Below are 12277 nucleotides of genomic sequence, written 5' to 3'. Positions count from 1 at the left end.
GGGTTTCAAGGCCCGTCGACCCAATCACGGATATCCAGCGGGCCGAACCACGGCTTGCCGCCGCACTGGCTCCCACCAGGCGCTCGCCACCAGCGCAGGCATCCCTGCCAAAGGGCATGGACAACGCTTCGACGGCGCCCTTGTTTATCCATTGCGCTTATCCATTGCTCACTTGCGAGTCGGGCAGGAATACCCGGCTGTGGATGGGGCGAATCCAGGCATCACCGCCCTGCTGGAGCCCCAGCGCCCGGTAGCGGTACTTGGGCAGTTCGGCGTGCACCAACGCCTCGCTGTTGTCGGTGCGCAGCTCCAGACGAACCGTGGGGCCGACCACCGAGACCAGCTCGACTTTGGCGTGCAGGGCATCTCGATGCTGTGCATCGGCGAAGACCTCGATCTCATGGGGGCGTACGTAGGCCTGGCCTTGTTCGTTGCGATAGCCCTCGTACTCCGGCGCGGGCAGCGCCACGTCGCCGATGCGCGCCACGCCGTCATGCACGCGGGCATGGAAGAGGTTGACGTTGCCCAGGAACTGATAGACGAAGGGGTTGGCCGGGTGATCGTAGACTTCCTCGGGGGAGCCGTCCTGCTCCACGCGCCCCTTGTTCATCACCACTACCCGATCCGAGACCTCCAGCGCCTCTTCCTGGTCGTGAGTGACGAAGACGCTGGTGACATGGATCTCATCGTGCAGGCGACGCAGCCAGCGCCGCAGCTCGGCACGCACCTTGGCATCCAGGGCACCGAAGGGCTCATCGAGCAGCAGCACTTTGGGCTCCACCGCCAGGGCACGGGCCAGAGCGATGCGCTGACGCTGCCCGCCGGAAAGCTGATGGGGGTAGCGGTGGGCGGTCCAGTCGAGCTGGACCAGTTCCAGCAGCTCCATGACCTTGCGCTTGATCTCGGCCTTGCCGGGTCGAACGCGGCGCGGGCGCACGGTGAGCCCGTAGGCGACGTTCTGGAACACGGTCATGTGCTTGAACAATGCATAGTGCTGGAAGACGAAGCCGACACCGCGCTGGCTGACGTGCAGATCGGTAGTGTCCTCGCCGTGGAAGCGAATGCGCCCGGTGTCGGGCTGCTCCAGGCCGGCAATGATGCGCAGCAGCGTGGTCTTGCCCGACCCCGAGGGCCCGAGCAGGGCGGTCAGCTCACCCTCGCGAAAGGTCAGGCTGACGTTGTCGACGGCGACGAAGTCGCGAAAGTGCTTGTTGACGTGATCGATCTCGATGCTCATGGCGGTGAGTTCCTGAAGCGTGCGTGTCAGAGGACGGCGAGGCGTTGACGACGTTCGTCATGCCACTCGACCAGGCTCTTGATGGCGATGGTGACCAGGGCCAGGCCGGTGAGCAGCGAGGAGACGGCGAAGGCCGCGGTGAACATGTACTCGTTGTAGAGCACCTCGATGTGCAGCGGCATGGTGTTGGTCTCGCCGCGGATACGGCCCGAGACTACCGCCACGGCGCCGAACTCCCCCATGGCGCGGGCGTTGCAGAGAATGATGCCGTAGATCAGCCCCCACTTGATGTTGGGCAGGGTGACATGCCAGAAGGTCTTCCAGCCGCTGGCCCCGAGGGTCAGCGAGGCCTCCTCTTCCTCCTTGCCCTGCTGCTGCATCAGCGGGATCAGCTCCCGAGCAATGAACGGCAGGGTGCCGAAGGCGATCACGATGACGATGCCGGGCACGGCGAAGATGATGCGCAGGTCGTGGCTCGACAGCCACGGGCCAAGCCAGCCCTGGGAGCCGAACAGGATCACGAAGATCAGCCCCACCACCACCGGCGAGATGGCGAAGGGCATGTCGATCAGTGAGATCAGCAGCGGCTTGCCGCGGAACTCGAACTTGGCGATGGCCCAGGCAGCGGCGATGCCGAACAGGGTATTGAGCGGCACCACGATCGCCACGATCAGCAGGGTCAGGCGAATCGCCGCCATGGCGTCGGGGTCGCGAATGGCGGCATACCACACACCGAGTCCCTGCTCGAAGGCGCCATACAGCACCACGGAGAGGGGCAGCACCAGAAACAGGGCCAGGAAGGTGAGCGCCGTGCCGATCAACGTGAGGCGCAGCCAGACGGGCTCTTCGGTAGCCCGTCGCCAGCGCTTGGCGAGGGTGTCTTGGGTTTCCAGAACGGTGGTCGCAGTGGTCACGAGGGGCTCCTGTTATTGTCCGTACCGGCGGCTGGTCCACCACTGCAGGCCATTGATGACCAGCAGCATGAGAAAGGCGGCCAGCAGCATCACCGTGCCAATGGCAGCGGCGCCGTGGTAGTCGTACTGTTCGGCCTTGGCAACGATCAGCAGCGGGGTGATCTCGGTGCGAAACGGCAGGTTTCCCGAGATGAAGACCACCGAGCCGTACTCGCCCAGGGCGCGGGCGAAGGCCAGGGCGTAGCCGGTGAGCAGCGCCGGCATTAGCGCCGGCAGAATGACCCGGCGAACGGTGGTGAGGCGGTCGGCGCCCAGGCTGGCCGAGGCCTCTTCCCACTCGGCCTCTAGGTCCTCCAGTACCGGCTGCACGGTGCGCACCACGAAGGGCAGCCCGATGTAGGTCAGCGCCACGATCACCCCCAACTGGGTGTAGGCGACGCGAATGCCGAACAGCTCCAGGTACTGCCCGACCCAGCCGCTGCTAGCATAGAGGGTGACCAGGGCGATGCCGGCCACGGCCGTGGGCAGGGCGAAGGGGAGGTCCACCAGGGCATCCACCAGGCGCTTGCCCGGGAAGCGGTAGCGGACCAGCACCCAGGCGACCAGGGCGCCGAATACCAGGTTGATGGTGGCGGCGATCAGCGAGCCGCCGAAGGAGAGCTTGTAGGAGGCCACGACCTGGCGCTGGGTCACGGCGTTCCAGAAGGTCTCCCAGCTCATGGTGGCGGTGTAGAGTAGGAAGGCGCCCACCGGAATCAGGAAGACCAAACTTAGATAAAGTAGCGTGAAGCCCATGGTCAACCCGAAGCCCGGAATGACCCGGCGGCGGGGCAAGGCAATCGACATGATGAATCCTCAACGTCGTGAGGCGCCCGGCAAGGGCGCCTCTTCATGTGTCGGCGGTACCAAGCATTCAGCCGGCGTTGATCTCCTCGAGGATGCGATCGAAGATGCCGCCGTCGTTGAAGTGGGTCTCCTGGGCGTTCTTCCAGCCGTCGAAAACGTCGTCGATGGTGAACAGCTCCAGCTCTGGGAACTGCTCCTCGTACTCGGCGAGGATCTCCTCATTGCTGGGCCGGTAGTAGTGCTTGGCGGCCAGGTGCTGGGCCTCATCGGTGTAGAGGAACTCCAGGTAGGCTTCCGCCACCTCGCGGGTGCCCTTGCGATCGACGTTGGCGTCCACCACGGTGACCGGCGGCTCCGCCAGGATGCTCAGCGACGGCACCACGATCTCGTACTCACCCTGGCCAAGCTGCTCTACAGAGAGGAAGGCTTCGTTTTCCCAGGCAATGAATACATCGCCGATGCGCCGCTGCACGAAGGTGTTGGTGGCACCCCGAGCGGCGGGGTCAAGCACCGGCACGTTGGCGTAGATGTCGCGCACGAACTCGTAGGCCCGTTCCTCATCGCCGTCGTATTTCTCCAGGGCATAGCCCCAGGCGGCCAGGTAATTCCAACGCGCGCCGCCGGAGGTCTTGGGGTTAGGGGTGATCACCTCGACGTCATCCCGCACCAGGTCGTCCCAGTCCTGGATATTCTTGGGATTGCCGTCGCGCACCAGCAGAACGATGGTGGAGGTGTAGGGGGAGCTGTTGTTGGGCAGGCGGGACTGCCAATCCTCGGGGATCAAACCCGCGCGGTCGTGAATGGCATCGATATCGTAGGCCAGTGCCAAGGTCACCACATCGGCGTCCAGGCCATCGATCACTGCCCGCCCCTGGGAGCCGGAGCCACCATGGGACTGGCGCACGTTGACCTGCTGGTCCGCCTCCTCTCGCCAGTGTTCGGCGAAGGCCTGGTTGTACTCGCGATAGAACTCGCGGGTGGGATCGTAGGAGACGTTGAGCAGCTCGACCCGCTCCTGAGCGGTAACGCTGCCAGCGAGGCCAGTGAGCAGGGCGCCGCCCAGCAGCACGGCGGCGGTCAGCGGGAGAAGGCGGCGTTGGGGGCGGATGGCCTGTTGGGTCATGGCGTTACTCCTGAGGCATTGATGAGGTGATACGCTCAGGTTACCCTCGCGGCTTAAGCACATTAACGAATATAAAATGGATTGCTTATCACGAATAGTGCTTACGCTGCCTTTCCTGCCAGTACCGACTGCACGGTAGCCTCGTCGAGATCCTCGCGGCATAGCTGAAGGAAGCGATAAGCATAAGCGCGCAGGAAATGACCGCGTCGCAACGCCAGGTAGGTGGTATTGCGTGGCAACAGGTTACTGGCATCGAGCAGGGTCAGCCCCCGGTCGCGCTCCTCGTGATAAGCCATCGAGGCGATCAGTCCGACACCGAGCCCGAGCTCCACGTAGGTCTTGATCACGTCGGCATCCAGTGCCGTCAGCACGATATCGGGCATCACTTCGGCCGCGGAGAAGGCCCGATCGATACGTGCCCGCCCGGTAAAACCCTCATGGTAAGTCACGATGGGGTGCTCGGCGATGCGCTCGAGGGTCAAGGACTCGCCATTGTCCAAGGGGTGCCCCTCGGGCACGATCACGCCGTGATACCAGTGGTAGAAGGGAAAGCAGGCAAACAGCTGCCCCTCCTCGTGGAGCGCTTCGGTAGCGATGCCGATATCGACCTTGCCGGCCTTGAGCAGCGAGACGATCTCATCGGGTCCGCACTGGTGCAGCTCGAGATGGACCTTGGGAAAGATCTGCTTGAAGCGGGCAATGATCGGCGGTAGCGCATAACGGGCCTGGGTATGGGTGGTGGCGATGGCCAGGCTACCTTGATCTTCGTGCGTGAGCTGATGCGCCGAGCGCTTGAGATTCTCGGCATCCAGCAGGATGCGCTCGATGATCTCGACCAGTGCGGCTCCGCCTTGGGTCAGTCCCAGGATGCGCTTGCCGCGCCGCTCGAAAAGCTCGACGCCAAGCTCCTCTTCCAGGTCGCGGATATGCTTGCTGGCACCGGATTGAGAGGTATAGAGCGCATTTGAGGCTTCCGTGAGATTGAAGCCTCGACGCACCGTCTCGCGAATGATACGCAATTGCTGAAAATTCATGGTCTCGCTGCCGCATCAGATAATCATATTTGGGAATATAAATTCCTTTTTTTATTCTCTTAAGTAATTTTATGCGATATGGATATCAGCCAAGCAGGAGAGACTCCCCCTTCATGAGCGGGCGGTTGAAGCCAACGCGACGAGGTTCCACTCTTAGGGCGTGCCCACGAACAAGGAAGCGCCATGGACGACCTCGTCAGCGACTTTTTCGCCGATAACCTGATACTCATGGAGCTTGCCGTGGCGTTGCTGCTGGGGGCCCTGATCGGTATCGAACGAGGCTGGTCCGCCCGCGAACGGGAGTCCGGCGAACGCGTGGCGGGGGTGCGCACCCATGCGCTGATCGGTCTGTTCGGTGGCGTGGCCGCGCTGCTCTCGGAGGTACTCACGCCATGGGCCTTTCCATTGATCTTCCTGGCGGTCGCCGGCATTGCGCTGGCCGGCTATCGAGCCAGCATGGAGAAGAGCGGCGACTACAGCATCACCGGCCTGATCGGGCTGCTGCTGACCTTCTGCTTCGGCGCCCTGGCGGTTTCCGTGGATATCGCCCTGGCGACGGCCTGCGCCGTGGTCACGGCGCTGATTCTCGACAACAAGCGCGAGATTCACGGGCTGCTGCACAAACTCCATGCCAACGAGCTGGATGCCGCCTTGAAGCTTCTGCTGATCAGCGTGGTGGTACTGCCGCTGTTACCCAACGAGGACATGGGCCCCGGCGGCGTACTCAACCCCTACGAGATCTGGTGGCTGGTGGTACTGATCGCCTCGATCTCGTTCATCGGTTACTTTGCCGTGCGTCTCGGTGGCACCGAGAAGGGCATCCTGTTCACCGGCCTGTTCGCCGGGCTGAGCTCCTCCACCGCCCTGACCCTACAATATGCCCGGCAGGCGCGTCGTGAACCCCAGTTCTCCCCGATGCTCGCCGCCGGCATTCTGCTGGCCTGCGGCACCATGCTACCCCGCTTGCTGCTCTATGCCGCCCTCGTCGGCCCGGCCATGCTGCCTCAGATGCTGGCACCGCTCGCGGCCATGGGGCTGGCCCTCTTCCTGCCTGCGCTGTGGCTGTGGCGCCGCCACCGCCACGATCTCAAGGCGGAACGTCCGATGAGCCAGAACCCGCTGGAGCTGCGCGCCGCACTGCTGCTAGGCGCCCTGCTGGCGGCGGTCATGGTGTTGGGCGAATGGTTACGCGCCTGGCTTGGGGATGCCGGCCTGTACCTGCTGGCCGCCACCGCCGGCATCGCCGACGTGCATGCCATCGCCCTGTCGCTGGGTCGCATGGCGGCGAACACCATCACACCCGCCACCGCCGTGACGGGTATCGTGCTGGCAGCTTCGGTGAACAACCTGTTCAAGGTCGTGCTGACCTTCAGCGCGGGCAATGCCCGCCTGACGCGCTGCCTGGTCGGCCCGCTGCTGGCCTCGGCCACGCTCGGGCTCGCCGTGGCCTGGCTGGTCTGACGCTGCGTCAAGGCAGCCTCACCACCTCACGAAAGCCGCCCCAGATCATGCGCTTGCCATCGAAGGGGTGATTGGCCGGATCCATCATGTCCGCCATACGCGGGTCTTCCATCACCTTGGCATTGATGCGGTCGCGCTCCTCCCGCGAAGCATAGAGAATCCATGAGAAGATCACCGTCTCCCCCGGTTCGAGCTTGACGCTCTGGGGGAAGGAAGTGTGCACCCCCGGCTTGACGTCGTCGGCTACGCACTCCACATATTCCAGCGCGCCGTGATCGCGCCAGACCTCCCCGGCCTTTCGGGCCATCTCCAGATAGGCATCGAGATTGCCTTCTGGCACCGGTAATACGAATCCATCGACATAGCTCATGGTCTTGTCTCCCTGTTGTCGAGTCAGTTGTTGAGTAAGACATGGAGTGAGTCATTGAGCCGGCCCGGATGGCCAAGCTCATGGGGTCTTCGATTCAGCAGCGGCAAAATCGACAGTGATGTGCGCTGCCGTGACCTCTCGCAGGCGCCGCTCGAGAAAGCGCCGCTCGGCGCCCTGGGTCACCAATGCCAGGGCCTGGCGGTAATGCTCGGCCGCCTCGCCAGGGCGCCCCAGCCGACGCAGCAGGTCGGCGCGCGTGGCGGGCAGCAGGTGATAGCCGGGAAGATGGATCTTGTCGAGCTGCTCCAAGCCCGCTTGCAGCCCATCGGCCATGGCCACCGCCACGGCCCGGTTGAGCGCCACTACCGGCGTAGGCTGAATGGCGTAAAGCAGGCTGTAGAGCGCGGCGATGCGCCGCCAGTCGGTCTCTTCGGGAGTCGCCGCCTCGGCGTGCAACGCGGCGATGGCGGCCTGCACCGCATAGCCGCCGGGCAGGCCGCCACGCAGCGCGATACCCACATGGGCACTACCCTCTTCGATCTCATCGGCATGCCAGCGCGAGCGATTCTGCTCATCCAGCAGCACGATATCGCCGGCCGCATCGGTGCGTGCATCGCGCCGGGCATGATGCAGCAGCATCAACGCCAGCAGGCCTCGCGCCTCACGCTCCGCCGGCAGCAGTCGTACCAGCATGCGTCCCAATCGAATCGCCTCGCGGCACAGGTCGCTGCGTACCCAATCGTCGCCGAAGCTGGCCGCATAGCCTTCGTTGAAGATCAGGTAGATCACCGCAAGTACCGGCTCCAGGCGCTCGCCCAGGGCGGTGTCGTCGGGCACCTCGAAAGGAATGCCGGCATCGCGAATCTTGGCCTTGGCCCGTACCAGGCGCTGGGCCAGAGTCGGCACCGGCACCATGAAGGCGCGGGCGATCTCCTCAGTACGCAGCCCACCCACGGTATGCAGCGTCAGCGCAACCTGGGCGGGCCGGGCCAGGGCCGGGTGACAGCAGGCGAAGATCAGGCGCAGGCTGTCGAGGGGCTCGCTCTCGAGGTCGTTGTCCAGCAGCAGTTCCAGGTGCTGACGCAGCTCGTCGCCCTTGCGCTCGCGCATCTGCTGGTGGCGCAGCTGATCGACCACCTTGTGGCGCGCGGTGGCGATCAGCCACGAGGTCGGGTTCGGCGGCCAGCCCTCGGCCGGCCACTGCACCATTGCCGCCTCGAAGGCCGCCTGCACGGCATCTTCGGCCAGTTCGAAGTGACCGAAGCGGCGAATCAGGCTGGCCAGTACGCGGCCATATTCGCGACGATACAGCTCATCCAGAGACACGCAGTCCTCACAATCGATAGGCGGGATCCACCGGCCTCACCTCCACCGAACCGCCGACCCGCAGCGGCGGGATACGCCGGGCCAGCGCCAAGGCCTCGTCCAGGTCGCGACACTCCACCACGTGAAAGCCGCCCAGTTGCTCGCGACTCTCGGCGAAGGGGCCGTCCAGCATCACCGTATTGCCGTTCTGCTCGCGCAGCGTGGTGGCCGACTCCACCGACTGCAGTCGAGCCCCACCCCGATAGTGTCCGCTGGTAACCATCTCCTGGATCAGGGCGTTGTAATCGTGCATGACGGCATCGCGCTCGGCATCGGGCAGGCCATTCCACAGCGCCTCGTCGATACAGCACATCAGCATGTATTGCATGGGACTTCCTCCAGTAAACGCAGCCTCATGGCTGCCTGATAAGGGATCGAACCAGCACGCCGTGAATCGACAGGGCGTGCTAATGAACATCACGAATCAGGCAGTCTCGACCGCTCGAACCGGCCGCATGCCAGCCAACAGGGCATCCGCCAATGCCCTCAAAAGGCCCCACTCTGAATGACTCGCTTCGCTGACCAGCATGATTTCCGCGGCGGGCAATTCCGGCAGCCCATGCTCTGCGGACAAAGCAATCAGCCCCGGCTTCAATTGGCTGGCCGGCATGGGAGCGACGGCGAATCCGGTTGCGGCGGCGACACGCAGACCGGCCCCACTCATGCACAGTATGGCAGTGCGCTGTGCAATGCCTGCCATGGCCAGTTGAGCCAAGGCAATCTCCCGATAGGGGCAGGGTTCAGGGAAGAGCGCCAGAGGCAAGGGCGAAGGAAGCTCTTGTTCCGCATGCTCACTCCAGGCCCACACCAAGGGTTCCTGCCATAGGCGGGTTCCCGTGACAGGCTCGCCACATTGCGCCCCAAGCACCATATCGACGTAACCCTGACGCATGGCACCGAGCAACTCCCCTGGGATGCCGACGCGGACTTCGATATCCACAGCGGGGTGGCACTGCATGAAACGCTTCAATAGCGTAAGCAAGCGTTCATTGGCGAAATCCTCTGACACTCCAAAGCGAATGCTGCGCTGCTCGGCAGAGCGGGAAACCTCTTCCATGGCATCCCGATTCAACGCCAGAATTGCACGCGCATAGCCCAGCAGGCGTTCTCCATCCGGCGTCAGCTGAACGCTGCGGGTGGTTCGTTCGAGTAACGCCTTGCCCAGTTGGGACTCCAGGCGGCGCAAGTGTCCGCTGATGGCGGGCTGTGTCAGGTGCAGCCGATTGGCGGCAGCCGTAAAGCTTCTCTCTTCGACGACCGACACGAAGCTACGGAGCAGCAGGAGATCGAGCATTATAAAGTTTCGCTATAAATAAAATGACTCGGCTATTATTAATGAGGTGTTTTGAAACACCGCAGCATCTTCAACCAAAAAATATAGCAGAAAGAAGCAGTAACTCCGCTTAAACTCTGCACCGATACGGCTGAAAAACTCGGACCGACTCCAAGGAATTCAATTCATGAAAATCACCCGCAGCCGGGACTTCACCGCCGAGCGTGCCTGGGGCGCCCAGGACATCGCCAACATGAACGGCATCACCACCCGCCTGCACTGGACCGACCAGCCCTACCGCTGGCACGTCAACGACGGTGAGGAAGTCTTCGTGGTTCTCGATGGCCAGGTGGAAATGCGCTATCGCCGCGACGGTGTCGAACATAGCCAACTGCTGGAAGTGGGCGACATTTTCTATGCCTCGGTAGGCACCGAGCATGTCGCCTGCCCGGTCGGCGAAGCCCGGGTGCTGGTTGTCGAGAAGGAAGGCAGCGTCTAGGCTCCGCTCAACTCCACCACGAAGCGCTCCCTGGGCCAGCGCACCTTGGCCTGCCCAGCCAGGCGATCTTGTTGCGTATCGCGATAGCCGAGCGCCAGCAACACCACACTGCGCAAGCCCTGCTCTTCGAGCCCCAGCAGGTCGTCCATTGCCTGCGGGTCGAACCCTTCCATCGGCGAGGCATCGACCCGCTGTGCTGCTGCGGCGGTCAAGGCCGTACCCAGGGCAATATAGGCCTGTCGAGCCGCCCAATGGTGCCGGGCCTCCGGCGTGGCGAAGCCGGCGACGGCGCCATGCAGTGCCTGCCGATACCCTTCCAACTCATTCGGGTCGAGGCCGCGGGAGGCGGCTGTCAGTTCGATCAGCTCATCCACATGCCGTCCATCCACCTCGGACCAGGCGGCAAAGATCAGCAGATGAGAGCATTCGCTGATCTGGGGCTGGTCGCAGGCAGTGCGCCGGATGCGCTCGCGCAGTGCCGGCTCTTCGATCACCAGCACGCTGTAGGGCTGCAGGCCATAGGAGGATGGCGCCAGGTGCGCCGCATCGAGGATGTCGTCCAGCGCTTTTCGCGCCACTTTCGTACCATTCATGCGCTTGGCGGCATAGCGCCAGTGCAGGGCTTCCATGACGGACATGATGTTCTCCCGGTTCAAGGTTTGGCCAAGGCCAGCGTCGGCGGTGAGGTGTGGTGCGAAGCGCCACGGTGGAACAGCCCGGCACCGAGGGCCACCAGTACCCCCGCCAAGCCGAGGAAGGGCGGCACCGACTCACCCAGCAGCAAGACGGCGATCAGGGTACCGACCAGCGCCGCCACCATGCCGATCTGGCTGAGGTAGACGGGGCCGGCGATTTTCTGCAGCACGAAGTAGAAGACGTAGAGCACAGTGAAGACGGCAACTTCGGCGAACAGCAGCCGGAGCACATCGGCAGAGCCGAGCAACTGAGTGAATTGACGCGCCTCGAATGCCAGCACGAAGGGTGCAAGCGCCAGGGCGCCGCCCAGCAGCATCAGCGCGGCGAGATAGACCGGCCCAGCCTCGCCGGGCCAGCGCAGGGTGCGGTAGATGTTGCCCAGCGCGATGATCAAGGGAATCGCCAGGACCAGCGCGACCCAGCCCTGGGCACCCGACATGCCACCCGCCTTGGCCCACGCCAGCAGCACCCCGCCCGATAGCCCCAGCAGCACACCACTGAGTCGCAGCGGGTTCATGCGCTCCATGCCCAAGCCTACCGCGAGCATCCAGGTCACGAGGATCGGAAAGGCAAAGCTGAGCGAAACGAAGCCCGCCCCCACGTGACGTACCGCCAGAAAACCCAGCGCATTGGGCAAGGCGAACAGCGCACCCGACACCAGCGCGTACTCGATGATGCGCCGGTCGAGCTTCATCGGCTGGCGTTGTACCGCCGCGAGCGCCAGCAGCAGCACGCCGGCACCGGTGACCGCCACCATCAGGAAACCAAGGCGCGGTGCGCCGGCGTCGTCGGCAAGCTTGGCCACGGCCAGCGAAAGCGCCAGCAGGCTGCCGACCAGCAGCAGGCAACCCAAGGCATACCAGCCGGCACGGTTGCTCGATAGCGTGGAATTGGTCATGATCGCCTCCTATAGCGCGGCAACAAGAATCTTGCCGAAAAGTATCTTGATGGAAAGATAAATATCCACATGAACCGTGTCAAGCACGCCGTTGCGCAATGGCAGCGGGAAATGCCCGATCTCGACCTGCTGCCGATGGAGGTGGTGGGGTATCTGAAGACCACGCAGCTGCTCACCCAAGAGCGGTTGCAGGTCTTTTTCAAGTCACATGGCCTACAGGCCGGGGAGTTCGATGTGCTGGCGACTCTGCGACGCGCGGGCGCCCCCTATCGCCTGGGGCCGACGCAGCTGTTCGAGACGCTGATGATCTCTTCGGGTGGCATGACCAGCCGGCTGGACCGGCTGGAGAAGGCGGGCCTGATCGTACGCTCGCCCAACCCCGAGGATCGCCGCGGCACGCTGGTCTCGCTGACCGACAAAGGGCTGGCGCTGATGGAACGCATGATCCCCGAGCACGTCGAGAACGAGGCCAGGATGCTCGACGCGCTCAGCCGTGAAGAGCAGCAGGCATTGGGAGAACTGTTGAGCAAATTGCTGGATGGGTTGGCCGATCAGGCCTGA

At 63.7% G+C, this 12277-nt stretch carries 14 protein-coding genes; 3 read left to right on the top strand and 11 right to left on the bottom strand.

What is annotated here, in order from left to right; all coding sequences use genetic code 11:
* Nucleotides 1-157: 157 nt before the first annotated feature.
* The 5 genes from HOP58_RS08330 to HOP58_RS08310 form a co-directional block, all read right to left on the bottom strand.
* Entirely contained in the window at nucleotides 158-1237 is a 1080-nt protein-coding gene (locus tag HOP58_RS08330) for a sulfate ABC transporter ATP-binding protein (protein WP_191224758.1), read from the bottom strand.
* A 26-nt stretch (nucleotides 1238-1263) separates the two neighbouring features.
* Nucleotides 1264-2070 carry a sulfate ABC transporter permease subunit CysW gene (cysW, locus tag HOP58_RS08325; RefSeq protein WP_305037884.1) on the bottom strand — a complete coding sequence of 269 codons (807 nt, stop codon included), beginning with the start codon at nucleotides 2068-2070 and terminating at the stop codon, nucleotides 1264-1266.
* 93 nt (nucleotides 2071-2163) lie between these two features.
* Nucleotides 2164-2997 (bottom strand): sulfate ABC transporter permease subunit CysT, encoded by an 834-nt coding sequence (cysT, locus tag HOP58_RS08320; RefSeq protein ID WP_010629765.1) that lies wholly within the window; start codon nucleotides 2995-2997, stop codon nucleotides 2164-2166.
* Between the two features lie 67 nt (nucleotides 2998-3064).
* Nucleotides 3065-4120 (bottom strand): sulfate ABC transporter substrate-binding protein, encoded by a 1056-nt coding sequence (locus HOP58_RS08315; RefSeq protein ID WP_234260086.1) that lies wholly within the window; start codon nucleotides 4118-4120, stop codon nucleotides 3065-3067.
* Nucleotides 4121-4221: 101 nt separating this feature from the next.
* On the bottom strand, nucleotides 4222-5154 hold the full coding sequence (locus HOP58_RS08310) for a CysB family HTH-type transcriptional regulator (RefSeq protein ID WP_234252670.1): 933 nt from the start codon (nucleotides 5152-5154) through the stop codon (nucleotides 4222-4224).
* 183 nt (nucleotides 5155-5337) lie between these two features.
* On the opposite strand from HOP58_RS08310, the gene HOP58_RS08305 reads away from it, so the two are divergent.
* The gene (locus HOP58_RS08305) at nucleotides 5338-6615 is read left to right on the top strand and encodes an MgtC/SapB family protein (RefSeq protein WP_234260085.1); all 1278 of its coding nucleotides are present in this window, start codon (nucleotides 5338-5340) and stop codon (nucleotides 6613-6615) included.
* 7 nt (nucleotides 6616-6622) lie between these two features.
* Here the strand turns inward: HOP58_RS08305 and HOP58_RS08300 are convergent, their stop codons facing one another.
* The 4 genes from HOP58_RS08300 to HOP58_RS08285 all read right to left on the bottom strand — a co-directional run bounded on the left by HOP58_RS08300 (nucleotide 6623) and on the right by HOP58_RS08285 (nucleotide 9644).
* Nucleotides 6623-6985 carry a DUF1428 domain-containing protein gene (locus HOP58_RS08300; RefSeq protein WP_010629769.1) on the bottom strand — a complete coding sequence of 121 codons (363 nt, stop codon included), beginning with the start codon at nucleotides 6983-6985 and terminating at the stop codon, nucleotides 6623-6625.
* Nucleotides 6986-7063: 78 nt separating this feature from the next.
* Nucleotides 7064-8311 (bottom strand): DUF6596 domain-containing protein, encoded by a 1248-nt coding sequence (locus tag HOP58_RS08295; RefSeq protein ID WP_234252667.1) that lies wholly within the window; start codon nucleotides 8309-8311, stop codon nucleotides 7064-7066.
* A 7-nt stretch (nucleotides 8312-8318) separates the two neighbouring features.
* Nucleotides 8319-8678, bottom strand: a complete 360-nt coding sequence (locus HOP58_RS08290) for a YciI family protein (protein WP_234252666.1) — start codon at nucleotides 8676-8678, stop codon at nucleotides 8319-8321.
* A 96-nt stretch (nucleotides 8679-8774) separates the two neighbouring features.
* Nucleotides 8775-9644: a LysR family transcriptional regulator gene (locus tag HOP58_RS08285; RefSeq protein ID WP_234252665.1), complete on the bottom strand. Its 870-nt coding sequence runs from the start codon at nucleotides 9642-9644 to the stop codon at nucleotides 8775-8777.
* A gap of 166 nt (nucleotides 9645-9810) precedes the next feature.
* Here HOP58_RS08285 and HOP58_RS08280 point away from each other — a divergent pair, with 166 nt between their 5' ends.
* The gene (locus tag HOP58_RS08280) at nucleotides 9811-10122 is read left to right on the top strand and encodes a cupin (RefSeq protein WP_234260084.1); all 312 of its coding nucleotides are present in this window, start codon (nucleotides 9811-9813) and stop codon (nucleotides 10120-10122) included.
* Here the strand turns inward: HOP58_RS08280 and HOP58_RS08275 are convergent.
* Nucleotides 10119-10760 (bottom strand): nitroreductase family protein, encoded by a 642-nt coding sequence (locus HOP58_RS08275; protein ID WP_234260083.1) that lies wholly within the window; start codon nucleotides 10758-10760, stop codon nucleotides 10119-10121. The two genes, HOP58_RS08280 and HOP58_RS08275, sit on opposite strands and share 4 nt — an antisense overlap.
* 14 nt (nucleotides 10761-10774) lie before the next feature.
* Entirely contained in the window at nucleotides 10775-11716 is a 942-nt protein-coding gene (locus tag HOP58_RS08270) for a DMT family transporter (RefSeq protein WP_234260082.1), read from the bottom strand.
* Between the two features lie 69 nt (nucleotides 11717-11785).
* Here HOP58_RS08270 and HOP58_RS08265 point away from each other — a divergent pair, with 69 nt between their 5' ends.
* On the top strand, nucleotides 11786-12277 hold the full coding sequence (locus HOP58_RS08265) for a MarR family transcriptional regulator (protein ID WP_234260081.1): 492 nt from the start codon (nucleotides 11786-11788) through the stop codon (nucleotides 12275-12277).

This window comes from Halomonas sp. MCCC 1A11062, from assembly GCF_021404355.1.
Lineage (GTDB): Bacteria > Pseudomonadota > Gammaproteobacteria > Pseudomonadales > Halomonadaceae > Halomonas > Halomonas aerodenitrificans.
This window is presented reverse-complemented; position numbering and strand designations above follow the sequence as displayed.

Coding starts and splice junctions, on each gene's coding strand:
- HOP58_RS08330 (WP_191224758.1), bottom strand. CDS start 1,237: ATGAGCATCGAGATCGATCACGTCAACAAGCACTTTCGCGACTTCGTC.
- cysT (WP_010629765.1), bottom strand. CDS start 2,997: ATGTCGATTGCCTTGCCCCGCCGCCGGGTCATTCCGGGCTTCGGGTTG.
- HOP58_RS08310 (WP_234252670.1), bottom strand. CDS start 5,154: ATGAATTTTCAGCAATTGCGTATCATTCGCGAGACGGTGCGTCGAGGC.
- HOP58_RS08315 (WP_234260086.1), bottom strand. CDS start 4,120: ATGACCCAACAGGCCATCCGCCCCCAACGCCGCCTTCTCCCGCTGACC.
- HOP58_RS08275 (WP_234260083.1), bottom strand. CDS start 10,760: ATGTCCGTCATGGAAGCCCTGCACTGGCGCTATGCCGCCAAGCGCATG.
- HOP58_RS08280 (WP_234260084.1), top strand. CDS start 9,811: ATGAAAATCACCCGCAGCCGGGACTTCACCGCCGAGCGTGCCTGGGGC.
- HOP58_RS08285 (WP_234252665.1), bottom strand. CDS start 9,644: ATGCTCGATCTCCTGCTGCTCCGTAGCTTCGTGTCGGTCGTCGAAGAG.
- HOP58_RS08265 (WP_234260081.1), top strand. CDS start 11,786: ATGAACCGTGTCAAGCACGCCGTTGCGCAATGGCAGCGGGAAATGCCC.
- HOP58_RS08305 (WP_234260085.1), top strand. CDS start 5,338: ATGGACGACCTCGTCAGCGACTTTTTCGCCGATAACCTGATACTCATG.
- HOP58_RS08270 (WP_234260082.1), bottom strand. CDS start 11,716: ATGACCAATTCCACGCTATCGAGCAACCGTGCCGGCTGGTATGCCTTG.
- HOP58_RS08290 (WP_234252666.1), bottom strand. CDS start 8,678: ATGCAATACATGCTGATGTGCTGTATCGACGAGGCGCTGTGGAATGGC.
- HOP58_RS08300 (WP_010629769.1), bottom strand. CDS start 6,985: ATGAGCTATGTCGATGGATTCGTATTACCGGTGCCAGAAGGCAATCTC.